This is a genomic window from Curtobacterium sp. JUb34 (assembly GCF_003755065.1).
GTDB lineage: Bacteria > Actinomycetota > Actinomycetes > Actinomycetales > Microbacteriaceae > Curtobacterium.
On the sequence record NZ_RJVH01000001.1, the window covers coordinates 1,125,358 to 1,150,269 of the forward strand.

General features: G+C 71.7%; 20 protein-coding genes. 8 read left to right on the forward strand and 12 right to left on the reverse strand.

What is annotated here, in order from left to right; all coding sequences use genetic code 11:
- Positions 1-24 precede the first annotated feature (24 nt).
- The 6 genes from EDF63_RS05490 to EDF63_RS05515 form a co-directional block, all read right to left on the reverse strand.
- Entirely contained in the window at positions 25-615 is a 591-nt protein-coding gene (locus tag EDF63_RS05490; protein ID WP_123311832.1) for a hypothetical protein, read from the reverse strand.
- Positions 616-620: 5 nt separating this feature from the next.
- Entirely contained in the window at positions 621-1,301 is a 681-nt protein-coding gene (locus tag EDF63_RS05495; RefSeq protein ID WP_123311837.1) for a hypothetical protein, read from the reverse strand.
- Positions 1,301-2,164, reverse strand: a complete 864-nt coding sequence (locus tag EDF63_RS05500) for a hypothetical protein (RefSeq protein WP_123311839.1) — start codon at positions 2,162-2,164, stop codon at positions 1,301-1,303. The genes EDF63_RS05495 and EDF63_RS05500 overlap by 1 nt, the downstream gene beginning before the upstream one ends.
- Positions 2,161-4,047: a WXG100 family type VII secretion target gene (locus tag EDF63_RS05505; RefSeq protein ID WP_148061732.1), complete on the reverse strand. Its 1,887-nt coding sequence runs from the start codon at positions 4,045-4,047 to the stop codon at positions 2,161-2,163. The genes EDF63_RS05500 and EDF63_RS05505 overlap by 4 nt, the downstream gene beginning before the upstream one ends.
- 2 nt (positions 4,048-4,049) lie before the next feature.
- Positions 4,050-4,376 (reverse strand): DUF6507 family protein, encoded by a 327-nt coding sequence (locus EDF63_RS05510; RefSeq protein ID WP_148061733.1) that lies wholly within the window; start codon positions 4,374-4,376, stop codon positions 4,050-4,052.
- Between the two features lie 107 nt (positions 4,377-4,483).
- Positions 4,484-4,780 (reverse strand): WXG100 family type VII secretion target, encoded by a 297-nt coding sequence (locus EDF63_RS05515; RefSeq protein ID WP_071404660.1) that lies wholly within the window; start codon positions 4,778-4,780, stop codon positions 4,484-4,486.
- A 107-nt stretch (positions 4,781-4,887) separates the two neighbouring features.
- Between EDF63_RS05515 and EDF63_RS05520 the strand changes: the two genes are divergently transcribed.
- The gene (locus EDF63_RS05520; RefSeq protein WP_123311844.1) at positions 4,888-9,309 is read left to right on the forward strand and encodes an FtsK/SpoIIIE domain-containing protein; all 4,422 of its coding nucleotides are present in this window, start codon (positions 4,888-4,890) and stop codon (positions 9,307-9,309) included.
- 12 nt (positions 9,310-9,321) lie between these two features.
- Here the strand turns inward: EDF63_RS05520 and EDF63_RS05525 are convergent, their stop codons facing one another.
- The 6 genes from EDF63_RS05525 to EDF63_RS05550 form a co-directional block, all read right to left on the reverse strand.
- A complete protein-coding gene (locus EDF63_RS05525) occupies positions 9,322-9,930 on the reverse strand; it encodes an FHA domain-containing protein (protein WP_123311846.1) in 609 nt (202 codons plus the stop codon).
- The gene (locus EDF63_RS05530) at positions 9,930-10,538 is read right to left on the reverse strand and encodes a hypothetical protein (protein ID WP_111085350.1); all 609 of its coding nucleotides are present in this window, start codon (positions 10,536-10,538) and stop codon (positions 9,930-9,932) included. The genes EDF63_RS05525 and EDF63_RS05530 overlap by 1 nt, the downstream gene beginning before the upstream one ends.
- Positions 10,539-10,543: 5 nt before the next feature.
- A complete protein-coding gene (locus EDF63_RS05535) occupies positions 10,544-11,347 on the reverse strand; it encodes an oxygenase MpaB family protein (RefSeq protein WP_185021294.1) in 804 nt (267 codons plus the stop codon).
- A 92-nt stretch (positions 11,348-11,439) separates the two neighbouring features.
- Entirely contained in the window at positions 11,440-11,805 is a 366-nt protein-coding gene (locus EDF63_RS05540) for a hypothetical protein (RefSeq protein ID WP_123311850.1), read from the reverse strand.
- Between the two features lie 47 nt (positions 11,806-11,852).
- Positions 11,853-12,146, reverse strand: a complete 294-nt coding sequence (locus tag EDF63_RS05545; protein WP_123311852.1) for a hypothetical protein — start codon at positions 12,144-12,146, stop codon at positions 11,853-11,855.
- A gap of 197 nt (positions 12,147-12,343) precedes the next feature.
- Positions 12,344-13,975, reverse strand: coding sequence for a RecQ family ATP-dependent DNA helicase (locus EDF63_RS05550; protein WP_123311854.1), 1,632 nt, complete (start codon positions 13,973-13,975; stop codon positions 12,344-12,346).
- A gap of 178 nt (positions 13,976-14,153) precedes the next feature.
- Between EDF63_RS05550 and sucC the strand changes: the two genes are divergently transcribed.
- From sucC to EDF63_RS05585, 7 genes are all read left to right on the forward strand, one after another.
- Entirely contained in the window at positions 14,154-15,323 is a 1,170-nt protein-coding gene (gene sucC / locus EDF63_RS05555) for an ADP-forming succinate--CoA ligase subunit beta (protein WP_123311856.1), read from the forward strand.
- Between the two features lie 11 nt (positions 15,324-15,334).
- A complete protein-coding gene (sucD, locus tag EDF63_RS05560; protein WP_123311858.1) occupies positions 15,335-16,222 on the forward strand; it encodes a succinate--CoA ligase subunit alpha in 888 nt (295 codons plus the stop codon).
- Positions 16,223-16,326: 104 nt separating this feature from the next.
- On the forward strand, positions 16,327-18,312 hold the full coding sequence (locus EDF63_RS05565) for a DUF6350 family protein (RefSeq protein WP_123311860.1): 1,986 nt from the start codon (positions 16,327-16,329) through the stop codon (positions 18,310-18,312).
- Positions 18,313-18,353: 41 nt separating this feature from the next.
- Complete coding sequence (gene purN / locus EDF63_RS05570) at positions 18,354-18,947, forward strand: phosphoribosylglycinamide formyltransferase (RefSeq protein ID WP_111085342.1); 594 nt, start codon at positions 18,354-18,356, stop codon at positions 18,945-18,947.
- Positions 18,944-20,578 (forward strand): bifunctional phosphoribosylaminoimidazolecarboxamide formyltransferase/IMP cyclohydrolase, encoded by a 1,635-nt coding sequence (gene purH / locus EDF63_RS05575; protein WP_123311862.1) that lies wholly within the window; start codon positions 18,944-18,946, stop codon positions 20,576-20,578. The genes purN and purH overlap by 4 nt, the downstream gene beginning before the upstream one ends.
- A 577-nt stretch (positions 20,579-21,155) precedes the next feature.
- Positions 21,156-22,964 (forward strand): ABC transporter ATP-binding protein, encoded by a 1,809-nt coding sequence (locus tag EDF63_RS05580; RefSeq protein ID WP_123311864.1) that lies wholly within the window; start codon positions 21,156-21,158, stop codon positions 22,962-22,964.
- A gap of 110 nt (positions 22,965-23,074) precedes the next feature.
- A complete protein-coding gene (locus EDF63_RS05585) occupies positions 23,075-24,883 on the forward strand; it encodes an ABC transporter ATP-binding protein (RefSeq protein ID WP_123312225.1) in 1,809 nt (602 codons plus the stop codon).
- The last annotated feature ends 29 nt before the right edge of the window (positions 24,884-24,912 follow it).

Below are 24,912 nucleotides of genomic sequence, written 5' to 3' on the forward strand. Positions count from 1 at the left end.
GGCTCGACCGTACCACAGTACTTGTCAGAGCGACAAGAACGCGGCTTCGACGGCTGCGTGCGCTCCGGTCCGCCACGGACGCGGCAGCCCTCGGGCACCTTCGACCACGAAGATCGCCGGGTGCGGTCGGTTGCCGAGGGCGTGCACGATCGCCTCAGCCGTCGCTCGGGGTTGCTCAGTCAGCACCACGGGGAGCGACCACCGACCCGAACGGAGCATGAGCGACCGCCCGGGCGAGACGGTGTCGGCGGTGATCGCGGCCCAGAGGCCGGCGGCCGTCCCGAGCGGAGTCGACGTCACGGACCGGAGCGTGGCGAGCACCGGCGGCCGAGGAGGTGGGAGGAACTCCGTACCTGCGCGGGACGGGCCCGCCGGGTCGATGACGAACCGTACCGAGCCCGTGGCCTCGCGCTGGCGGAGCGTGTCGCTGGAGATGCACTGCGTCCCGGCACCGAAGCCGGTCGGACGGTCGGTCGGATCGCTGTAGGCCCACTGCACCGCGGCACCGCGGTCGGCCTGCTCCCGTTCCGGCCGGCCGCGCGAGTCGACGACCAGGTGCAGTTCGACCGGGATGCCGACCCGCTGGACCACGGCAGCCGAGCGTCCACGGTCCATCGATCTCAGCGCCGTTCGACGTGCGCGAGCGGCTGCTGCTGCCGGACCCACGTGGCGTGCTCGACGGGGAGCTCGTCGATCCAGGCGGTGAGGACCGGCACCGGGACGTCGTGCGCGCGTGCGACCTCGAACACGATCTCGGAGAAGGCGAACGCGGCGTTGCGATCCGTCGTCGCCAGCACGACCATCAGGTCCTCGGGCACGATGTCGACACCGTGGCGGAACAGCCACACCCGGACCACGCCCGGCGTGCGTGGCGCCCGTTCGGCGAGTGCGTCGGAGAACCCCTGGGACGCGGACGGTGCAGGGCGGAGCGTGACCTCGGCGCCGTCGGGGAACGGGCCGCCCGCGGCGATGACCGCCTGCTTCTCGTCGGGCTGCACGACCTGCGGGTAGGGCTGGTCGATGTCGAGCACGAGACCCCAGTCAGTCGGCAAGCCGGCGACCAGGCGCGACATCGGCAGCGACAGCGGCGTGGCGGCGACACCTGCCGGGATGCGGGCGACGGCCGCTGCAGGATCGGTGAACGCCAGCGCGAGCGGGGTGCCTTCAGGGCTGACGACGCCGAGCGGGATTCCCTGCTCGTCGTGTCGGAGTGCGACGACCTCGGCTGCCGCGAACGCGAAGCGCGAGCGAACCATCAAGGCGCGTCGCTGTGCGGAGGTGATGTTCGTGGTGGTGCTCATCAGGAGAAGATCCTCGCGAACAGGCTCGGTCGTGCCGTCGACGGGGGTGTGAACACGAGCGCGAACGTCGGGTGCAGCGGGTCGCCGGGGTGGGGGATGTCGCGGATGATCGCGTACCCATCGGAGAGTACCTCCGAGTGGATGCCCGGCGGGAACACGAACCGGGCGAGCAGCTCGGTCCAGTCGTCGGCTCCGCGGATCTCGGTGCCCCACGTCGGGCGGACGACACCGGACAGCGTCGTGTACGCACCGAGGTCAGGACGGACGTCGAGCCCCAGTTCCGCGATCGTGCGGACGACCGGCGCGAGCCTGCCCCATCCCTGTTCGTACGGGCCGGTGGACGGCACGGTGTAGGTGCCGCGCCCGTCGACCGGCAGCGGTTCCACGGTCTTCTCGATGCGGGAGACCGTGGTCGGCACCACACCGGGTTCGTGGCGGTCGATCGCTGCTCGGTCCGGGCTCAACGTCGTGCGGAATCGGCGCACTTCGTACTCGTTCTTCCAGCCGTCCTCGATGTTGACGTCGGTTCGACCGTCGACCGCGAACGATGCAACGTGGAACGAGTCCGCCAGGGCCACCGACTCGAGGACCGCGGGCGCGGACGTCGTGTGGACGAGTGCCGAGCGCGGGACGACGACCTGGCGCCCACGCTCGAACAGCGTGCCGTCGAGGTCCTCGACCTCGTACCCGTCGGACGACAGGGCGTTGAGCAGTGGCAGGCTCGCGCCGTACTCCGGCCAGAGCGGATCGACGGTGTCGGTGATGGCCCACCGGCCGTCCGTGGCGCGCTCGGGCAGGGCGTTCCAGGACGGTGACCGGTCCAGGAGCTCGTGACCCGCCCGGGTGACGCCGCTCCGGGTCACCGCAGTCGGTCCTGGACGGACTGCGTTGCCTCGCTGATGTCCCACGGTGCCGTCACGATGCCTGCCGCGACCGCCGGTCCACGGGCGCCGAGGTCCTGCAGCGCGTTCGCGTACTGGTGCGTCGTGAGGACCCCCGGCTGCGGACTCCGCGTGGCCGGGTCCATCAGCACCTGGTTCATCCCGTCGGGGACGACGTTCCCCGCCTGGTCGACCGGGCTGAGCACGCCGGCGTTCACGAGGTCGTTCGTCGACTTGTCCGTGAACAGCTGGTGCTGCCCGCCACCGCCGAACTGGGTGTTCGCCTGCGCGGTGCCCTCGGCGTGCGGCAGCGGCTGGTTCACCAGGTAGCTGTCACCCGTGTTGCGGTAGTCGGAGTGCGTCTGTGCCCCTGCAGGCACGCCGTCGTGTCCGGCTGGCGACTGCACGCCCACCTGCACGGACTCGCTGTAGTTCGAGGCACTGCCACCGGCGTGCATGGTGCCGTCAGGGACGTAGAAGTTGCCGTGGCCAGGACCGCTGATCTGGAGCGTCTGCCCGACGAGCGAGCCGGCGTCGCCGTTCGCCCAGCGGTCGACACCCAGGTAGCCACTCTGGAAGCCGCCCTTGCCGCCCTGCCAGTGCCGTGCGAGTTCTGCGAGCGACGAGCCGCCGTTGTCCCAGTACGCCTGCGTCGCTTTGTTCGCGATCTCCGGCATCGATCGGATCGAGGCGATGAAGCCGCCCCCAGGGCGCCGGAGGGAACCGACCGCCGCCGACCCACCGTGGACGGCGAGGGCGCGGAGCGACTCGACCGAGCGCAGCGCGGCACCGTGGCGCAGGTTGTTGACCAGGTGCAGACCCGGTGCGAACAGCTGTCGGCTCTCCGACGCGACGTGCCGACCGGCTGAGCTGAACTTGGCGGCGAGCGAGGCGCCCTTCGCGAACTCCTCACCGATCTTCGCCGCGGTGGTGATGCCCTTCATCCCGGGGATGCAGTCGAGCAGCGCGAAGGCGAGGTCCCACCCGTCGGCGGTGCCCTTCGACATCTTGTACAGGGTGTCGGCGAGCACGAGCAGGGCGGCGCCGAGGACGATCCAGGCGAGTGGCCCGCCGATGATCATGACGATGATGCCGCCCACGGCGACGACGACCTTCGCGATGGAGACGATGGTCTCCCACGCCTCGGACCCGAAGATCTTGTCCCACCCGGACTGCTTCCCGAGCCCCGCGTCGGCCGCTTCGCCGATCTTCGTCGCGGTCCGCTGCTCCGCGTGCTGCCAGTCGCCCTTGGCATCCGCCACGAGTCGCTTCGCCGCGTCGATCCGGGACTGCGCGGCCGCGATGTCGCCCTGCGCGGACGACACGGAGCCCTGCGCGACGGAGGCGTTGTCGGACGCTGCCCGCAACTGCGCCGGCGAGGGCACGTCCACCCCGTCCGGCACGTCGGACCCGGCCGGGTACTTGTCCGCGACCTTCGACAGGTCGGACGATGCCGACTGGTAGTGCGACAGGTTCGACTGCGCATCGGCGAGCCGGTCCTGCGCCGCGGCGAGGTCCCCGGAGGCGTCCTTCGCGTCCGCGAGCGCACCGTCGGCGCGGTACTGGGTGTCGTCGACGGTGTCCGCCCAGTCCGACAACGCGGTCGCGGCAGCCTCGTACGAGGCCACGAGCTTGCTCAGGTCCGTCGGGGTGTCCTCGATCGCGTCGACGAAGACGTCGGCGGCCTCGCCCTCCCAGTCGGTCAGCCACCCGGACCGCTTCACGGAGTTCAACCGGGTCGAGGCGTCTTCGGCGGCGTCGGAGATGCGCTGGTACTCCCGCGACATCATCCGCAACGTCGATGGATCACCCTTGACCGGGTCGTCACCCTGATCGACGACGTCCCACCCCGATGGTCGCCCCATGACTACACCGCCCTCGAGGCGGCGGGTCCGCCGCCGTTCTCGTCGTTGACCTGCAGCGCCTGTGCGAGCTGCGCGTCGGTCTCGGTGTAGGTCTCGACGGATGCGCTGAGCATGTCCGCCAACGCCTTCGTCGAGTCGCTGATCTTGTCGCGCTTGTCGCCCCAGCGGTGGTCGAAGTCGTGCAGGGCGTTCTGGACCGTCCCCGATCCGATCTCGTCGTCGGACGCGTCGACGCGCTTGTGCGCCTGTTCGAGCGTGCCGTGCACGGTCGTCAGGTCGGTCTGGAGCTCCCCGAGCCCCATCAGGTCAACCAGCAGTCTGCCTGCCACGGAACAATCCCTCCCCGATCACGAACCGGCGCCGCCACGACGGCGCCACAGGAACCGCGACGACCCCGTGCCCCACGTGATCGCGGGGCACGGGGTCGACGACGGTCTCAGCCCTTGAGGCCGGAAGCGAGCGACTCGTCCGTCTCGGACAGGGTCTGCGACGCCTTCGACAGGAACGTCGACAGGCCCTCGAGGCCCTGGACGGTCTGGGTCACGCCACGGTTGAACTCGTCGTAGGACTCACCGAACGCGACGGACGACTTGTCGGTGACGTAGCCGTCGGAGATGAGCTGCTGGATCTTGCGCTGCAGTGCGGAGAGGCGGTCTTCGATGTCCGCCTGGCCCGCCTTGAGGTCGGAGGCTGCTGCCTCGAGGTCTGCGTACGAGACGTTGATGTTCGCCACGGTGTGACTCCCTTTCCCCGGAGTTTCGTCATGTCCCCCCAACGGGGCGTGTTGCAGGGGACACTACCATCGTCCTGCGACATGTAGTCAACGCTACGGGGGATGCCATGACCTTCACGTTCACGATGGTCGACCGCGAGAGCGGCCAGACCGCCAACGTCTACGTCGACGGGGACGACACCCGTGCGGTCGGCGAGCTCGTCGCCGAGGCCGAACGCCTCATCGCGACGGACGTGGTGGCATCCGGACGGACCCCGGCGTACTTCGTCGGCGAGCAGCCGCTCGACCTGGCCGCGACGGTCGCCGACTCCGGTGTGCGCGAGGGCGTGGTGGTGGCGCGCAGCCTCGAGCAGGTGCCGCCGCAGCCGCTCCGCCCACTGACCGATGCCGAGATCCGGATCGTGTCCGGGCTGCACGCCGGGACCATCGTGCGGGTGGGCACCGGCACGGTGACGATCGGCACGGCGACGAACGCCACGGTCCGTGTGCCGGTGAGCACCACCGACGAGGTCGAGGCCGAGGCGTCCGGAGCCGAGACCGTTCCGGAGGTCGCCCTGCTCGTCTCGGTCACGGCCGACGGCGCCAAGGTCCGTCCGGCGAACGGCTTCGCCGGCGCGGTGCTCGACGGTGCTGCCGTCACCGAGGAGACCGACTGGCCGGAGACCGCGCAGCTCGCGATCGGCGGGGTCCTGCTCGGGTTCGGTCGCGCGCCGGACCGCGGGGCGCACCTGTCCCTCGCCGACGACGGCATGTCGCTCGAGTACAACCGGCCGCCGCGCATCCTGCCGCCCGACGAGCACACCCGCTACCAGCTCCCGGCCCCGCCGACCGAGCCCCCGGCGCGGGCGCTGCCCATCCTGATGGCGCTGGCGCCGATGGGCATGGCCGTGATGTTCGTGTCGACCACCGGTCGCTGGATCTACCTGCTCATCGCCCTGCTGTCGCCGATCCTGATGATCATCACGGGCCTCCAGGGCCGCCGGCAGGGCAAGAAGACGTACCGCCAGCGGATCGTGGAGTACGAGGACACCAAGGCGCGCATCGAGGCGGACGCGACCGAGAGCCTCCAGTCCGAGCGGGCGCGCTGGATCGCGAGCGCCCCCGACCCGGCTGCCGTCTACGAGACCGCGGTGACACCGCTGCCGCGCCTGTGGGAGCGACGCCGGACGGACCCCGACCACCTGCTCGTCCGTGTCGGCACGGCGACGCAGCGGTCCGAGGTGACCATCGAGGACCCGGAACAGCTGTCGCACAAGCGGACCGTCGCCTGGGACGCGACCGACGTGCCGGTCCGCATCCGCCTGGCGGAGCGTGGCGTGATCGGCATCGCCGGTCCGGACGACGACGCCCGCAGGCTGGCGAACTGGGTGGTCGCGCAGCTCGCGACGCTGCAGAGCCCGAAGGACGTCACCTTCACGCTGCTCACCGACACCACCCGCACCGCGCTGTGGGAGTGGATGTCCTGGTTGCCGCACGTGCGCCGCGACGGCGCCGACCAGCCGATGACGAGCATCGCGTCGAACGCCGCGACGACCGCGCGCGCCATCGCCGAGCTCGCCGCGATCATCGACGCCCGCAAGGAGGCCGGGATCGGCAAGAAGACCCCGCCGGCCGACGAGATCGTCGTCGTGATGGACGGCGCCAGGCGCCTGCGTGCGATGCCGTCGCTCGTGCAGGTGCTCAAGGAGGGGCCGGCGGTCGGGGTCTTCAGCATCTGCCTCGACCTGGACGAGCGGCTCCTGCCCGAGGAGTGCGACGCCGTGGTCGTCGTCCGCGACGACCGGATCCGGGTCACCCAGCAGCGCAGCGAGCGCATCGACGACGCCCGACCCGACCTGGTCGACCAGGACTGGCTCGAGTGGGTCGCCCGCTCGCTGTCGCCGATCGTCGACGCCAGCCCGGACGTGCAGGACGGCGCCATCCCGTCGTCCGCGCGGCTGCTCGACGTCCTCCAGCTCGAACCGCCGACGTCCGAGGCCGTACAGGCCCGGTGGCTGCTCGGCGGGCGCAGCACGACCGCCGTCATCGGCGCGTCGATCGACGGGCCGTTCGCCATCGACCTGCGCAACGACGGCCCGCACGGACTCGTCGCGGGCACCACCGGCTCCGGCAAGTCGGAGCTGCTGCAGACGATCGTCGCGTCGCTCGCCGTCGCGAACCGGCCGGACGAGATGAACTTCGTGCTCGTCGACTACAAGGGCGGTGCGGCGTTCAAGGACTGCGTCGACCTGCCGCACACCGTCGGCATGGTCACCGACCTCGACACCCACCAGGTGGAGCGTGCGCTCGAGTCGCTCGGCGCCGAGCTCCGTACCCGCGAGCACGCCCTGGCCGAGGTCGGTGCGAAGGACCTGGAGGACTACCAGGACCTGCAGGCGAAGCGCGCCGCGTCGGGCGACGCGATCCCGAGCCTGCCGCGGCTGCTCATCGTCATCGACGAGTTCGCCTCGCTCGCCCGCGAGCTGCCCGACTTCGTCAAGGGCCTGGTCAACATCGCCCAGCGCGGGCGGTCGCTCGGCATCCACCTCGTGCTCGCCACACAGCGCCCCGGCGGTGTCGTGTCGCCCGAGATCCGCGCGAACACGAACCTCCGGATCGCGTTGCGTGTCACCGACCAGTCCGAGAGCCAGGACGTGATCGGCGCGAACGACGCCGCGCGGATCGCGAAGACCACGCCGGGTCGCGCGTACGTGCGGCTCGGTGCCGCCTCGTTGCTGCCCTTCCAGTCCGGTCGCGTGGGCGGACGCCGGCCCGGCACGGACGACCAGGAGGCCCGGCCCGCCCTGGTCCGCGAGCTCACCTTCGCCTCGTACAGCGAACCAGCCCCCCGCCCGGCAGCCGTCGAGGCCGCCGCCAGCGACGTGGAGGTCACCGACCTGAGCGTCCTCGTCGCGTCGATCAGCGACGCCACCCGTGCCCTCGGCACCCCCGAGCAGCGGAAGCCCTGGCTGCCCCCGCTCGGCGCGGTCGTCGGGCTCGACGACGTCGAAGCCACCGGTGCTGCCGGCACCGCGGACCTGCCGCCGCTCGCCGTGGCCTGGGGCATCGAGGACCACCCCGCCGACCAGCAGCAGCGCCCCGCGGTGTTCGACCTCGACGCCGACGGGCACCTGTTCGTCATCGGGTCGCCGCGCTCCGGCCGCAGCCAGACGCTCCGCACACTGGCCGGTGCGATGGCCCTGCGCCTCGGCGTCGGCGACGTGCACCTGTACGGGATCGACTGCGGCAACGGCGCCCTGCTCGCGCTCGGTGCCCTGCCGCACTGCGGCGCCGTGGTGCAGCGGCACGAGCCCGACCGGGTCTCACGGCTGCTCGGCATCCTGCTCCGCACCGTCCAGGAGCGCCAGGCGGCGTTCGCGAGCGGCGGCTACTCGTCCATCGCCGAGCAGCGGTCCGACGAGCACACCACCCCGCTGCCGCACGTCGTCGTGTTCCTGGACCAGTGGGAGAGCTTCATGGCGACCCTGGCCGACGCCGAGAACGGTGCGCTGCACGACGCCGTCCAGACGCTGCTGCGCGAGGGCGTCGGCGTCGGCGTGCACCTGATCGTCTCCGGCGACCGCACCCTGACCTCCGGCCGGATGTCGAGCCAGGTGGAGCGGAAGCTGCTGCTCGCCCTGGCCGACCGCGGCGACTACAACTACGAGGGCATCAACGGCAAGAAGCTGCCGGAGTCGATCCCGCCCGGCCGCGGCTTCCGGAACGCCACCGCGACGGAGACCCAGGTCGCCGTGCTGCCCGGCGGCCTCGGTGGACGCGACCAGGCGGCGGCGCTCCGCGGCATCGGCGACGAGGTCCGCGCACACGTCCCCGCGACCGTGCCGAAGCCGTTCCGGATCGACGTGCTGCCCAGGTCCATCACCTTCGAGGAGGCCGTGCGGTACCTGCCCTCGGCGGAGGCCTCGGTCGGCCGGGTCGCCCTCGGCGTCGGCGGCGACGAGCTCCGGCTGTTCACGCACGACTTCGTGCAGGACACCCCCGTGTTCATCGTCGCCGGCAGTCCGCGGTCCGGCAAGAGCACGGCGCTCGTCGCGATGGCCCGGCACGTGCTGTCGGCCGGTGGGTCGGTCGTCGCGGTCACGCCGCGCGACTCTCCGCTCCGCGCGCTCGAGGGCGCACCGCGCGCGACCGTCGTCACCGACGCCGGGATCGGCGCCGAGGGGCTCTCGGCCGCGGTCGACACCGGCTCGGACGGCTTCACGCTCGTGCTCGTCGACGACGCCGAGGCGCTCAAGGAGACCCCGGCCGAACCGGTGTTCCGGGCGATCATGGACTCCGACCGGGGACGTTCGGTCGGACTCGTCATCGCCGGCGACGTCGAGGGCGTCGCGAGCGGGTTCCGCGGCTGGCAGGTCGACGCGAAGAAGGCCCGTCGCGGCATGCTGCTCGCGCCGCTCAGCACCGTCGACGGCGACCTGATCGGCACGAAGCTGTCGAAGAGCCTGGTGACGCAGGACCGGGTGCCGGGACGAGCACTGCTCAACGACGCCGACCAGGCACTGCGACTCGTGCAGGTGCCCGCCGACTGACGCGACGCTCCGTCAGCCGAGTGGGGCGTCGCCGACCAGCGCGGTCCGCGGTTCGGCGCGCAGGGTGTGTCCGCCGAACACCACGACGTCGCCCGGCTGCACCACCGTGCGCTGCGCCGGCGGCACCATCGTCGCCGGGAACCCCGGCCGCCGCAGCTCGACCCCGTTCGCCGACGCCGTGTCGAGCACCCAGAGCGAGCCCTCGGCGCCGAACCCGAACTCCAGGTGCGTGCGGCTGAGCAGCTTGTCGGGGTCCTCGAGCGCGATCATGTGCGCGTAGCCGCCGTCCGGGTGGGCGCTCGCCGGGTCGCGGCCGATCAGCCCACCGCCGGACACGGTCACCCGCTGGTGGTCGTCGAGGACCAGGACCGCGGCAGCGGTCTGGCGCGCCGGAGCCGCGTCGCGTCGAGCCGTCCCACCGGCCGAGCCGAGCGGACGCCCGGGCAGCTGCGCGACGGTCGCCCGCACCCGGTCGGCACTGGCGCGGGGAGCCGGCGGCGGCGTGACGACCGCACGCGCGAGTTCGCCGCGCTGCGCCATCCGCGCGAGGTCGTCCACGGTGACCCGCTCGACGACGGGTTCGACGGGCTTCCGGCGCTTCCGGAACGGCCAGATCCGCATCAGTCGACCCCGCCGCCGACGGTGGCCGAGTCGATGAGCTCGAAGGTGTCGGTCACGGTCTCGAACAGTTCGTACAGGGGCTCGGCCAGGTCGGTCGCGGGCGAGGACACGCTCACCAGCGCGACCTGGTCACCGGCCGGCACGAACGTCTGCATGAGCACGACGTCGAACGAGCCGCGGCCGTCCGGCGCCTGCACGGTCGAGACACCCCAGACACGCGGCACGCGGCCGACCCGGGGGACCTCGTGCACGTCGACGTGCATGCCGTCGTCGTCACCACCGAGCGCGGCGACGTGGTCGGTCAGGGCGGCGAGCGGGTCGCCGCCGGCCTCGGGCGCGGGCAGGACCGTGACGGTCAGGGCGCCGGAGACGATGCCGTCCTCGCTCGGTTCGGCGAAGGCCGCGCAGTACCGGGCACCGCTGTCCCACGCCGACCGCGCGAACCGGCGGAGCGCCCGGACGATCTCGGTGCGGTGGTCCCAGAGCTCGCGTTGGTCCTCGATGCGCTCCTGCACGAGGGCGCTGATCCGGTCGTCGCGGCGTTCCGGCTCGACGGGCAGCTCGAACCAGGAGCGGGGGACCGTGATGGCGAAGTGGTCGACCGACATGCCCGCTACCGTACCGTGGCGTGTCGCCCGGCCGTCCGGCGCATCGCCCGGAGCAGCAGCGGGCCCGGCAGCCGCAGCAGTGCGCCGGGCAGGACCGACCGCACACCGCCGACCAGCGCGACCGTCCGACCGAACCGCCGCTGCTCGCGCGGCCCCCACGCGAACCCGTACGCGGCGCGCAGCTGCTCCGGCAGCATCCCCACCGTGACGATCCGGACCAGGGGCATCGCAGCGCGCACCCAGAGCGGCGCGAATCGCGGGTGCAGCAGGTCCCGCACCACCTCGCGGGCGTCGTCGGTGACCTCGAGCCGGTCGAGGGTGTCCGCCCAGTACCGGTCGAAGGCAGCGACCGACGTCGGCCAGCGATCGGCGGGCACCCGCAGCGTCGTCGCGATCGGGGCGTAGGCGGCGAGGACGTCCTCCGCCCGCTCCGCCGTGACGGGCGCACCGAACAGGTCGTGCGCCCGACGTGCCGAGTCGAACAGGGTCGCGGCCACCCACAGCTGGCGGTCGACGTCGTCCGCGCCCGTCACGGGGACGTGGGCCCGGTTCACGAAACGGGCGGCGATCGCGGCGTCCTGCTCCGTGCCGGAGACGACGGCGTACACGAACATCAGGGTGTGGGCCAGCCGCTGCTGCGGTCGTCGTGCGAAGTCCGAGTGCCGGCGGACCCCCGCCGCGACGACCGGGTCGGCGATCTGCAGCAGGATGGCGCGGCCGCCCGCGGCCACGGGAGTGCTGTCGGCGAGGAACCGACGCAGGTCGCGGTCGTGGACGCGACCGTGTTGCTGCCGGGAGGTGGGCCCCACCAGCCGGTTCCGGCGCACCGCGCCAACGGGGTGACGGCCGTGCCTGGAGGGACGGTGCGGGCCCGACACCGGGCCTCCAGACCGTGGGGTGGTCACGGTCCACCCCGTCGGCGTCGCGCCCGCAGGACGGGGACGAGATCAGTGGCGATCGCCGCGAGGAGCGCGACCGCACCGGTCGCGAGGGCGATCACCAGGTACGTGCCGTCGACCCGGACGTCGCCGGTCAGGGCGAGCAGGGTGGCGACGAGCCAGATCGCAGGGAGCGGCCAGCGGCGGCTCGGTGCTCCGGTGACGACGGCTCCGACCACCGCGATCGCGAGGAGCGGGACCCATCGTCCCGCGGGCTCCGACTGCGCGGCGAGGTGCGCCGAGGCCGCGACGAGCAGCATCGCCGCGATCGCCACCAGGCGGGCGGCCGACGGCATGCTGCGGACGCTGGCACGGACACGACGGAACACGGCCCGATGCTACGGGCCGTGTTCCGCGGGTCCCTGGGGGCCGCCGGTCAGAGCGGCTTGGTGCCGAGGTCGTTGCCCAGGTCCGGGCGGTCCTCGTCGGCGTCGTGCTCCCAGAGGTCGGGCGACCCCTCGCGCGGCGAGCCGCCGGTCGGGCCGTCGTCGGTGCCGTCACCGGGCTGCGGCTCGACGGTCTCGCCCGCAACCGCGTCGTTCGTCACGGTCTCGAGGGACTCCTCGGACTCGTCCACCTCGTACGGGCCGACGTGCTCGCGGTCGATGTCGTCGTCGCGGCGCTGCTGGGCCTCGAAGTCGTCGACGGGGCTGATGCCGGGATCGCTCATGGTGGTTCCTTTCCGTTGCGGGCTTCCTGCCTACCCGCCGGCACCTGGCGACCGTCCGGTTTCGCGTCGCGTTCACCCGGAGGTCACCTGCCGGTCACACCGCCACGGCAGCATCGCCCGTGCTCGGGGGAGTGGAGCGCGGTCGCCGACGGGTGGTCGAGCGACCGCGCCTTCCCCCGCCGGTCAGCGCAGGGGCGTCAGACGCGCCGGAGCAGGTCGCGCTCCGCGACGTCGGCGAGTCCGAGCGTGCGGTACCCGGCGGACTCGAAGAAGACGGTGATGCGGTCCTCCTCCGTGCTCATCACCACGCCGGTGCCCCACTCGGCGTGCTCGACGCGGGCATCCGGCGGCCAGACGTCGTCGTTCGCGCCGTCGGCCACGTGGGCTCCGCCGTCGAAGGCCGTCCCCGACGAACAGGTGTCGCAGTTGCCGCACGGCTCCGGGAGCTCGTCGCCGAAGTAGCCGAGCAGGAACTGCCGTCGGCACCCGGTCGTCTCGGCGAGTTGGCGCATCATCGCGATGCGGGACTCCTCGACCCGTTCGCGCTCCGCCGTGCGGTCCGCCGTTGCGCGGGCCGCGTGGGCCGCGGTCGCCGGGCCGTCCGGCACCCGCGTGACCCCGTCGACGTCGTCGCGCAGGACGCCGGCGTCGAGCAGGGCGTTGAGGGCACGACCGGCGGTCCGTGACGACAGACCGGAGGCCTCCGCGAGCGCCGACCGGGCGATCGGACCGGTGGCCGGGACCGCGTCGAACACGGCGCGGACCGACGCGGGACGGGGCGAACCGGACGCGAAGAACGTGCGCAGGCCGAAGTCCTCGGCCCGGTAGTGCAGGGTCGCGCCGGCCGGCTCGGCATCCCGGCCGGCCCGCCCGATCTCCTGGTAGTACGCGTCGACCGACTCGGGCACGTCGGCGTGCACGACGAAGCGGACGTCGGGTTTGTCGATGCCCATGCCGAACGCGCTCGTGGCGACCACCACGTCGACGTCGCCGTCGAGGAACCCCGTGTGGACCGCCTCGCGCTCCGTCACCCGCATGCCGGCGTGGTACGGCCGCGCGCGGCGACCGCGGGCGGCCATCGCGTCGGCGTACTCCGTCGTCGCGGCGCGGGTGGCGACGTAGACGACGGTGGCCCCGTCGAGTCCGACGACCTGGTCGACCACGGCCGCTCGCTTCTCGGCGTCCTCGGCGTGCCGGACCACCTCGAGCCGGATGCCGGGGCGGTCGAACCCCGAGGCGAGCACGAACGGGTCACGCATGCCGAGCCGTTCGACGATGTCGTCCCGCACGGGAGCGGAGCCCGTCGCGGTCAGTGCGAGCACCGGCGGCCGGCCGAGGCGTTCCACGACCTCGCCGAGCGCCAGGTAGTCCGGTCGGAAGTCGTGCCCCCAGGACGAGATGCAGTGCGCCTCGTCGACGGCGACGAGCGCGACACCGGCGTCGCGGAGTCGTTCGAGCACGTCGTCCTTCACGAGCTGTTCGGGTGCCAGGAACACGTAGCCGACCTCGCCCGCCGCGATCGCGTCCCAGGCCTCGGCGACGTCCCGGGCCTTCCTCGTGGCGTTCATCGCGACCGCGCGGGGAGCGTCCACGTGGTGCTCGAGTCCGACGACCTGGTCCTCCTGCAGCGCCACGAGAGGTGAGACGACGATGACGACGCCCTCCAGCTCGAGGCCGGCGACCTGGTAGATCGCCGACTTCCCCGATCCGGTCGGCATCACGGCGAGCGCGTCGCGCCCGTCGAGCACGGCGTCGATGACGGACTCCTGGTCGGGGCGGAGGCGCCAGCCGAACACGTCGGCGGTGCGGGTACGGAGTGCAGCGTTCACCGATCCACCGTGCCGGGAGCTCGCTGGGGAACGGGCCGGGATCGCGCGCACCGGACGTTCACGGTCCGGCGCTAGGCTGGTTCCCGGCCGTTGTCTCGACATCGAGCGACCCTCGATGTGGAGTGCGCGACCGGGAAACCGATGCCGATCGCACGAACCGTGCGGGAAGAAGAACAGCGTGGATCTTTTCGAGTATCAGGCCAGGGACCTCTTCGAGTCCTACGGCGTCCCCGTACTGCAGGGGATCATCGCCGACACCCCGGAAGAGGCGAGAGCGGCGGCCGAGAAGATCGGTGGCGTCGTCGTCGTCAAGGCCCAGGTGAAGGTCGGTGGGCGCGGCAAGGCCGGCGGCGTGAAGGTGGCGAAGACCCCTGACGAGGCGTTCGAGCACGCGCAGGCCATCCTCGGCCTCGACATCAAGGGCCACACCGTCGAGCGCGTCATGATCGCGCAGGGTGCGGACATCGCCGAGGAGTTCTACTTCTCCGTGCTGCTCGACCGGGCCAACCGTTCCTACCTCTCGCTCACCAGCGTCGAGGGCGGCATGGAGATCGAGCAGCTCGCGGTCGAGAAGCCCGAGGCGCTCGCCCGCGTCGAGGTCGACCCGCTCACCGGGATCGACGCGGCCGCCGGTCGCGCGATCGCCGAGCAGGCCGGGTTCCCGGCGGAGCTCGTCGACCAGGTGGCCGACGTCTTCTCGAAGCTCTACGACGTCTACAAGGGCGAGGACGCCACGCTCGTCGAGGTGAACCCCCTCGTCCGCACGGGCGACGGCCAGATCCTGGCGCTCGACGGCAAGGTCTCGCTCGACGAGAACGCCGACTTCCGCCACCCCGCGCACAAGGACCTCGAGGACTCCGCCAGCGAGGACCCGCTCGAGGCCAAGGCGAAGGCCCACGGCCTGAACTACGTCAAGCTCGACGGCCAGGTCGGTGTCATCGGCAACGGTGCGGGCCTCGTCATGTCGACGCTCGACGTCGTCGCCTACGCCGGTGAGCGCCACGGCGGCGTGAAGCCCGCGAACTTCCTCGACATCGGCGGCGGCGCCTCGGCCGAGGTCATGGCCAACGGCCTCGACGTCATCCTCGGCGACCCGCAGGTGAAGAGCGTCTTCGTGAACGTCTTCGGCGGCATCACCGCCTGCGACGCCGTCGCGAACGGCATCGTCGCCGCACTCGGCATCCTCGGTGACGCGGCCACCAAGCCGCTCGTCGTGCGCCTGGACGGCAACAACGTGGAAGAGGGTCGTCGGATCCTGGCGGAGGCAGCGCACCCGCTCGTCACCGTCGCCGCGACCATGGACGACGCGGCCGAGCAGGCCGCCGAACTCGCCGCCGCAGCGGCCTGAAGGGACTGACCATGTCGATCTTCCTCAACAAGGACTCCAAGGTCATCGTCCAGGGCATCACCGGCGGCGAGGGCACCAAGCACACCGCACTGATGCTCAAGGCCGGCACCCAGGTCGTCGGCGGCGTCAACGCGCGCAAGGCCGGCACCACCGTCACCCACGGCGACGTGTCGCTCCCCGTCTTCGGCACCGTGCGCGAGGCCATCGACACCACCGGTGCGGACGTCTCCATCGTCTTCGTGCCGCCGGCCTTCGCCAAGGACGCCGTGCTCGAGGCCATCGACGCCGAGATCCCGCTCGTCGTCGTCATCACCGAGGGCATCCCCGTGCAGGACGCCGCCGAGTTCTGGGCGCACGCCAAGGCGAAGGGCGGCACGACCCGCATCATCGGGCCGAACTGCCCCGGCATCATCACGCCCGGTGAGTCGCTCGTCGGCATCACCCCGGCGACGATCACCGGCAAGGGTCCGATCGGCCTCGTCTCGAAGTCGGGCACCCTGACCTACCAGATGATGTACGAGCTGCGCGACCTGGGCTTCTCGACCGCCATCGGCATCGGCGGCGACCCGGTCATCGGCACGACGCACATCGACGCGCTCGCCGCGTTCGAGGCCGACCCCGAGACCGAGGCCATCGTGATGATCGGTGAGATCGGCGGCGACGCCGAGGAGCGGGCAGCCGAGTTCATCAAGGCGCACGTCACCAAGCCGGTCGTCGGCTACGTCGCGGGCTTCACCGCCCCCGAGGGCAAGACGATGGGTCACGCCGGAGCGATCGTGTCCGGTTCCGCCGGCACCGCCGAGGCGAAGAAGCAGGCGCTCGAGGCCGCCGGCGTCAAGGTCGGCAAGACGCCGTCCGAGACCGCTGCGCTGCTGCGTGAGGTCGTCGCCGCCCGCTAGCGACCACTGCCCGGCAGACGGCCGGGACGAAGCCGGGAGGCTCGGTGCGGGTTCCGCGCCGAGCCTCCCGTCGTTCCGGGGCCGGCTCACGTATCCTCGCTGCGATGAACCGCCTGGGAACCGCTCTGCTCGCCGCGATCGAGGCGGTCGTGACGGTCGGCGTCGGCATCGGGATCGCCCTGGTCCCGCTCACGCTGCTCTGGGGGTTCGAGTACGGGCTGCAGGTCGACTGGGACGTGTTCTGGAAGGCGACCGGCAGCGTCTGGCTCGTCGGCCACGGCGTCGACGTCTCGTTCCTGCTCGGGTCGGCGGTGGCGAAGAGCTCCGGGGTCAGCGGTGCCGCCGACCCCATCAACGTGACGCTCGCGGCGCTCGGCTTCGCGGTCGTGACCGCCTGGCTCGGTGCCCGTGCCGGTCGTCGGTTCGCCGAGACGGAGCACCGCACCACCGGCCTGCTGGTCGGGACGGCGGTCGTCGCGGTGCTCGGCCTCGGCGTCGCACTGTCGTCGACCTCCGCCGCCACGCAGCCGACGATCTGGCAGTCCGTGGTCCTGCCCGCCCTGTGGTTCGGGATCCCGGCGCTCATCAGCTCGGAGGTCTGCCGACGACGGCGCGACCTGCCGGCGGACCCCGCCACACAACGCGTCATCGACCTGCTCGACCGGGTGCCCGTGCTCTGGCGGACCGTCGCCGGGTTCGGGCTCCGCGCCGGGACCGCCGCGACCGCCGTCGTCGTCGCGTTCGCCGGAGTCGTCGTCGGGCTCCTCCTCTTCACCTCGTTCGCCGAGGTCATCACGCTGTACGAGCAGTCCCACGCCGGTGTGATCGGCGGGATCGCCCTCACCGTCGGGCAGCTCGCGTTCCTGCCGGACTTCGTCGGGTGGGCGACCTCGTGGCTGATCGGCCCCGGGTTCGCCATCGGCACCGGGTCGAGCGTGTCCCCGATCGCCACGACCCTCGGCCCGATCCCCGGCCTGCCGGTGTTCGGCGCACTGCCGACCTCGGGCCACACGTTCGGGCTCGTCTGGATCCTGGTGCCGGTGATCGCCGGCTTCGCGATCGGCGGCTCGATGCGCCCGCGACTCGTCCGTGCGCTGGGGAACGCCGACTCCGCACTCCACCGAGCGCTCGCCGGTGTCGCGACGGGCATCGTCGCCGCGGTCCTGACCGGGCTGATCGCCTGGGTGTCGTCCGGGTCGTTCGGCCCCGGACGGCTGGCCGACGTCGGTCCCCACGCCCTGGTCGTCGGTGGCTTCGCCGCGCTCGAGATCGGCTTGCCGGCGGTCATCGCCCTCGCGGCGGGCAGCGACCTCGTCCGTCTGCCCGACCGTGGCTGGACACGGGAGCGCTGGACCGAGGCGGACGACGACGCGGACCGCAGCAGAAGCGAGGCCGGGACGGGATCGCTGCTCGCCGCGCTCGACCAGGCCGGCGCGGGACGGACCACCGACGTGCACCGGTTCGTGGTCGAGGAGTCCCACGACGGCTCGACCGCTGCCCGCCCGCGCGCCACGGTCGACAACCCGACGGAACCGATCGCCGACGAGAGGGTCGTGCCGGCGCCCAGCGAAACGCCTCGGACACCCCCGCGCGATCCCGACCACGACGTGGAACTGCCGGCATGGGCGAAGACCGACGCCGTCGCCTCGGAGCGCCTGGCCGACGAGGGCCCGACCGAGCACCGCTCGTCGGGACGTGCCGCGATGGGCGCCCTGCGCGATCGACTGCACGGTGCCGCCGACGGTGTGCGCGAGCGAGCCGGTGGACTCCGTGAGCGAGCAGGTGGACTCCGCGACCGCGTGACCGGTGCCGACGCCGAGCAGCAGCGCCCCGCACCCGCTCCGGAACGGCCTGCGGCGGAGACTCCCGCGCCGACGACCGCAGCCGACCACACCGACGCGCAGCCGGCGTTCCCGTGGAGCACCGAGGAGTTCGTCGCCGGACGGGACGACGTGGACGACGAACCGGCCGCACCCGAGGCTCCCGCCGCCGCTCCCACCCGGTCGGCCCGTCCGACGAACTGGGACGTCACCGACCAGATCCCCGACGAGGAGCTGCCCTGGTGGCGCCGTCCGAAGGGCGATCACTAGCGCCGACGTCACGACGCGCGGGTCCCGGTAGGGTTGGTGCCGTGCTCGAACTGGTCGTCCTGATCTCCGGTACCGGGTCGAACCTCCGAGCCCTGCTCGAAGCGACCTTCGACGCCGAGTACCCCGCCCGTGTCGTCGCCATCGGTGCCGACCGCGACGCCGAGGGCCTCGGTCTGGGCGAGGAGTTCTCGATCCCGACCTTCACGGTGCCGTTCTCGCGCTACGAGACCCGCGCCGAGTGGGGGCAGTCCCTCGCCGAGCAGATCCGCCCGTGGTCGCCCGACCTGCTCGTGCTCTCCGGCCTCATGCGCCTGCTGCCCCCGGCCGTGGTGTCCGAGTTCGCCCCGGGCATCATCAACACCCACCCGGCGTACCTGCCCGAGTTCCCCGGCGCCCACGGCGTGCGGGACGCCCTCGCGGCCGGCGTCACGGAGACCGGTGCGAGCGTCATCGCGGTCGACGACGGCGTGGACACCGGCCCGATCCTCGCCCAGGAGCGCGTCCCCGTGCTCCCCGGCGACTCCGAGTCGACGCTGCACGACCGCATCAAGCCGGTCGAGCGCCGCCTGCTCATCCAGACCATCCTCGACATCGCCAACGGCACCACCGACCTGAAGGGCACCCCGAGCGCATGAGCGTGCACGCAGCCGACCCCAGCCTCTACCGCGACCGTGACGTGGTGCCGGTCCGCCGCGCACTCATCTCGGTGAGCGACAAGTCCGGCCTGCTCGAGCTCGCCGGCGCCCTCGCCGAATCGGGTGTCGAGATCGTGTCGACGGGCTCCACCGCCCAGACCATCCGCGACGCGGGCTTCGCCGTCACCGACGTCTCGAGCGTCACCGGGTTCCCGGAGTCGCTCGACGGCCGGGTCAAGACCCTGCACCCGTCGGTGCACGCGGGCCTGCTCGCCGACCTGCGCCTCGAGTCGCACGAGCAGCAGCTCGCCGACCTCGGGATCGCGGCCTTCGAGCTCGTCGTCGTGAACCTGTACCCGTTCGTCGAGACCGTGGCGTCGGGTGCCGACACCGCGACCGTGGTCGAGAACGTCGACATCGGCGGTCCCGCGATGGTCCGCGCCTCGGCGAAGAACCACCCGAACGTGGCGATCGTCGTGTCGCCGGCGTCCTACGCCGAGGTCGTGGAGGCGGTCCGCGCCGGCGGTACCTCCCTCGAGCTCCGGAAGCGCCTCGCCGCCCAGGCCTTCGCGCACACCGCGGCGTACGACACGGCGGTGGCGTCCTACTTCGCCAGCGACGTCGCCGTGGCCGCCGCAGCGCCGACGACCAGCGGGGACATCGCGACGCCCGGCGCGTTCGACGAGCACCTCAGCGTCACCGCCGACCTGTCCGCCACGCTCCGTTACGGCGAGAACGCGCACCAGGCTGCCGCGCTCTACACGAGCACCGACGGCACCGGTATCGCGCAGGCGACGCAGCTGCACGGCAAGGAGATGTCGTACAACAACTACGTCGACGCCGACGCCGCCGTCCGTGCCGCGTTCGACTTCGACACCCCCGCCGTCGCGATCATCAAGCACGCCAACCCGTGCGGCATCGCGATCGCCCCGGCCGACGCCGCCGACCCGATCGCCTCGGCCCACGCCGCCGCACACGCCTGCGACCCGCTGTCCGCCTTCGGTGGGGTCATCGCCGCGAACCGCCCGGTCACCGTGGCCATGGCGGAGACCGTGAAGGACATCTTCACCGAGGTCGTCGTCGCCCCCGGGTTCGACCCCGAGGCGCTCGAGATCCTGTCGCGGAAGAAGAACATCCGCCTGCTCACGCTGCCGGCCGACTTCGCCCTGGCCCCGCGTGAGGTCAAGCAGATCTCCGGCGGTTTCCTGGTGCAGGACGCCGACCGCTTCACGGCGTTCGACCAGTCGACCTGGACCCTGGTCGCCGGCGAGCCCGCCGACGACCAGACCCTCGCGGACCTGGCGTTCGCGTGGAAGGCGAGCCGTTCGGTCAAGTCGAACGGCATCCTGCTGGCGAACCAGGGCGCGAGCGTCGGGGTGGGCATGGGCCAGGTCAACCGGGTGGACTCGTGCCACCTGGCGGTCAACCGTGCCGGTGATCGTGCGACCGGCAGCGTCGCGGCGTCCGACGCGTTCTTCCCGTTCGCCGATGGTCTGCAGGTGCTGCTCGACGCCGGTGTGCGCGCGGTGGCCCAGCCCGGTGGCAGCGTCCGCGACGACGAGGTCATCGCCGCAGCGAAGGCCGCCGGGGTCGCGATGTACTTCACGGGCGAGCGGCACTTCTTCCACTGAGGCGAGCGTCACTTCTTCCACTGAAGTGAACAAATCGTGGCACCCTATTGCGCGCTGCGAGTCACTGTGAATAGTCTGTAAGGCTCCGCGACAGGCAGCCGACGATCCCTCGGGACCGGTGGCACCGCGGACACAACGGTGACGAAGACGACGACTGGAGTGACGATGGACAACATGACCGGAACCGTGGCGACGGCCGCCCGCGCAGGTCTCGTGTCCGTCGTGGGGACCACTCCCGCACGGCGATCCCTGATCGCACCGCGACCGCGCGTCGCGGCCGCCGTCTAGCCAGGCCGTTCCCACGGCCTCGCGGCGCCGCACGACCAGCGTCCGCGAACCACCCGCCTGAACCCGGGGGACGAGTGTCTCCCGGTGCCCTCCGGCCCGACCGACGTCACGCGAGTGACGGCGGAGGCGCGACCACGCGCCCGGCCGATGATCACCACGCAACGCCACACCGAGCCTCCAGGTCGAGGCCGCGCACGCACCGCACGCCAGCCGCACGCAAGTACGCACGCAGCAGGCGGTACCGCGCAGCGCGACCCGGGGACCCGGCAGACGCATGAGGACGCAACGCATGTCCAAGTCGCCCACCACGGCGCGCCCGTCCACCTTCCGCGCGATCGCGCGGATCTACCCCTACGTGAAGCCCTACCAGGGGCGCCTCATCGGCGGCATGGCCGCAGCGATGGGAGCCTCCCTGGTGGCGCTCGCAATCCCCTACGTCCTGCAGTGGCTCGTCGACGGTCCGCTGTCATCGAAGGACGGAGCACAGATCTGGCCCGCCGGTCTCGGTGTCCTCGCCCTCGGTGTGCTCGAGGCGTTCTTCATCGCCTCGCGCCGCCGCATGGTGATGCGCCCCTCGACGCGGATCGAAGCGAGCATGCGGAACTCGCTGTACGCGAAGCTGCAGGACCTGCCCGTCGCGTTCCACGACCGGTGGGAGTCGGGGCAGCTGCTGTCCCGTTCTGTGTCGGACCTGTCGCTGATCCGCCGCTGGCTGGCCTTCGGTGTCGTCCTGCTCGTCGTGAACGTCGTGACGATCGTCGTCGGCTTCGTCGTGCTGTTCACCTTCGGGTGGCTGCTCGGGCTGATCTTCCTGATCGCGTCGATCCCGCTGTGGATCAATGGGCTGCTGTTCGAGCGTCGGTACTCCGTCGTCGCGCGCCGCAGCCAGGACCAGGTCGGTGACCTCGCCACGAGCGTCGAGCAGTCGGTGCACGGCATCCGCGTGCTCAAGGCGTTCGGCCGCGGCGGCGCCAAGCTCGAGGAGTTCAGCGAGCAGGCCGAGGCGCTCCGTGGCACCGAGATCAAGAAGGCGAAGGCCATCGCGAGCATCTGGCTGTGGCTGCTGCTCGTGCCGGACGTCGCGTTCGCGCTGTGTCTGCTCGCCGGCATCTGGCTGGCGTCGCAGGGGCAGCTCAGCGTCGGCCAGCTGTTCGCGTTCTTCGCGACGGCGACGGTGCTGCGGTTCCCGATCGAGTCCATCGGCTTCCTGCTCTCGATGACGTTCGACACCCGCACGGCGGTCGACCGCTTCTTCGAGGTCATGGACTCCGAGAACACGATCACGGATCCGGAGCACCCGAAGACGATCACGGAGCCGCACGGTGCGCTGTCGTTCAACGGCGTGCACTTCCGGTACCAGGACTCCGCGCCGCAGTACCCGGACCTGATCAACGGCGTCGAGCTGCAGCTGCAGCCGGGCGAGACCATGGCGCTCGTCGGGCTCACGGGCTGCGGCAAGACCACGCTGCTGTCGCTGGTGCCGCGCCTGTACGACGTGACCGGCGGATCGGTGACGATCGACGGGGTCGACATCCGCAACCTCACCCGCGAAGAGCTGCGACGCCACGTCGGGGTCGCGTTCGAGGACGCCACCCTGTTCTCGACGACGGTGCGGCAGAACGTGCTGCTCGGTCGTCCGGACGTCGAGGGTGACGAGGCCGAGGCGCTCATGCGCGAGGCGCTCGACATCGCGCAGGCGTCCTTCGTGGACGACCTGCCCGACGGCGTCGACACCCGGGTCGGTGAAGAGGGCCTGTCGCTGTCCGGTGGACAGCGACAGCGTCTGGCGCTCGCCCGTGCGATCGCCGCCCGGCCGTCGGTGCTCGTGCTCGACGACCCGCTGTCGGCGCTCGACGTCGACACCGAGGCGCGGGTCGAGGCGGGCCTCCGCCGCGTCCTCGCCGAGACGACGTCGCTCATCGTCGCGCACCGTCCGTCGACGGTGACGCTGGCCGACCGGGTCGCCCTGATGGAGAACGGCGTCATCACCGCCGTCGGGACCCACCACGACCTGATGGCCACCAACGAGCACTACCGCTACGTCATCTCGTCGCTCGACGACGATGACGCCACCGCACGACAGGAGGCGATGGCATGAGCCAGCAAGAGAAGAACCTGCCGCTCGACACGTCGGCCGGGCCGGGAGGCGCTGATCCCGTCGTCGACGACATCGCCGACACGCAGTCTGCCGCGCCCGTCACCGCCTCGATCACCACCCTGGGCGTGCGCGGCGAGGAGCGCGAGGACTTCACCAAGGCGGAGAGCAAGCGCCTGCGGCGTCGCTCCCTCGCCCTGCTCGGTTCCCTCGCGGCCCCGCTGAAGCTCCGCCTGGTGCTGCTCGGGATCGTCGTCGTCGTCTCCACGGCGGGCACCGTCGCGGGTCCGGCGCTCATCGCGTGGGGCATCGACAACGCCCTGCCCGCGGTGATGGACCAGAACGACTGGGTGCCGGCGTTCGGGGTCGTCGCGACGTACATCGTCGTGGCCGTCCTCGGTGCGGTGCTCACCGCCTGGTACACCGTGCTCGCCGCACGGATCAGCCAGGCGATCCTGTTCGACCTGCGCAAGCGGGTGTTCCTGCACACGCAGCGGCTGTCGCTCGAGTTCCACGAGACCTACACGTCCGGCCGGATCATCTCCCGCCAGACGAGTGACCTCGACTCGATCCGCGAGCTGCTCGACTCCGGGCTGAACCAGCTCATCCAGGGCGTGCTCTACATGGTGTTCACCGCCGTGGCCCTGGTGCTGCTCGACCCGACGTCCGGGCTCGTGCTCGCGGTGTCGCTCGTGCCGCTGTGGTTCCTGATCCGCTGGTTCCAGACGAACTCGCAGACGCTGTTCCGGGCCACCCGCGTCACCTCGGCGCGCGTGATCGTGCACTTCGTCGAGACGATGACGGGCATCCGCGCCGTGCAGGCGTTCCGCAAGGAGTCCCGCAACAAGGACGAGTACGGCGGCTTCGTCGAGGACTACCGGCTGGCGAACACGAAGGTGTTCAACCTGTTCGGGACGTTCGACCCGGTGCTCGTGCTCATCGGCAACGCCACGCTCGCGGCGGTCGTCATCGTCGGCGGCTTCCGGATCGTCGACGGGTCGCTCGAGGTCGGTGCGCTGCTCGCGGTGGCGCTGTACGCCAAGCGCTTCTTCGACCCGGCGCAGGAACTCGCGATGTTCTACAACGGGTACCAGTCGGCCTCGGCGGCGATGGAGAAGATCTCCGGCGTCCTCGAGGAACGGCCGAGTGTGCCGGACCCCGTGAAGCCGACGAAGCTGGCCGACGCCACGGGGAAGATGGACTTCGACGACGTCGTGTTCGCGTACAACGCGGGCAAGGTCGTGCTGCCGGAGTTCGACCTGCACATCCCGTCGGGGCAGACCATCGCGCTCGTCGGGTCCACCGGCGCCGGCAAGTCGACGCTCGCCAAGCTCATGGCGCGCTTCTACGACCCGTCGCAGGGCTCGGTGAAGCTCGACGGCGTGGACCTGCGCGACCTCGACACGAAGGACATGCGCCGCGCGATCGTCATGGTCACGCAGGAGGCGTACCTGTTCTCCGGCACGGTCGCGGACAACATCGCGCTCGGCAAGCCGGGGGCCTCCCGCGCCGAGATCGAGGCGTCCGCCAAGGCGGTCGGCGCGCACGAGTTCATCATGGCGCTCCCCGACGGGTACGACACCGACGTGAACAAGCGCGGCGGTCGTGTCTCGGCGGGGCAGCGACAGCTGCTCTCGTTCGCACGGGCGTTCATCGCGGACCCGAAGGTGCTCATCCTCGACGAGGCAACGGCGTCGCTCGACATCCCCTCGGAGCGGCTGGTGCAGGAGGGTCTCGAGACCCTGCTCGCCGACCGGACCGCGGTGATCATCGCGCACCGCCTGTCCACCGTCGCGATCGCCCACCGGGTGCTCGTCATGGAGCACGGCAAGATCGTCGAGGACGGCACCCCCGCCGACCTCATCGCCGGCACCGGGCGGTTCGCCCAGCTGCACGCGGCCTGGCGCGACTCGCTCGTGTAGGACGCGGCCGGGCTGCACCACGTGGTTGG

Coding starts and splice junctions, on each gene's coding strand:
- EDF63_RS05490 (WP_123311832.1), bottom strand. CDS start 615: ATGGACCGTGGACGCTCGGCTGCCGTGGTCCAGCGGGTCGGCATCCCG.
- EDF63_RS05495 (WP_123311837.1), bottom strand. CDS start 1,301: ATGAGCACCACCACGAACATCACCTCCGCACAGCGACGCGCCTTGATG.
- EDF63_RS05505 (WP_148061732.1), bottom strand. CDS start 4,047: ATGGGGCGACCATCGGGGTGGGACGTCGTCGATCAGGGTGACGACCCG.
- EDF63_RS05520 (WP_123311844.1), top strand. CDS start 4,888: ATGACCTTCACGTTCACGATGGTCGACCGCGAGAGCGGCCAGACCGCC.
- EDF63_RS05525 (WP_123311846.1), bottom strand. CDS start 9,930: ATGCGGATCTGGCCGTTCCGGAAGCGCCGGAAGCCCGTCGAACCCGTC.
- EDF63_RS05530 (WP_111085350.1), bottom strand. CDS start 10,538: ATGTCGGTCGACCACTTCGCCATCACGGTCCCCCGCTCCTGGTTCGAG.
- EDF63_RS05545 (WP_123311852.1), bottom strand. CDS start 12,146: ATGAGCGATCCCGGCATCAGCCCCGTCGACGACTTCGAGGCCCAGCAG.
- sucD (WP_123311858.1), top strand. CDS start 15,335: ATGTCGATCTTCCTCAACAAGGACTCCAAGGTCATCGTCCAGGGCATC.
- EDF63_RS05565 (WP_123311860.1), top strand. CDS start 16,327: ATGAACCGCCTGGGAACCGCTCTGCTCGCCGCGATCGAGGCGGTCGTG.
- purH (WP_123311862.1), top strand. CDS start 18,944: ATGAGCGTGCACGCAGCCGACCCCAGCCTCTACCGCGACCGTGACGTG.
- EDF63_RS05580 (WP_123311864.1), top strand. CDS start 21,156: ATGTCCAAGTCGCCCACCACGGCGCGCCCGTCCACCTTCCGCGCGATC.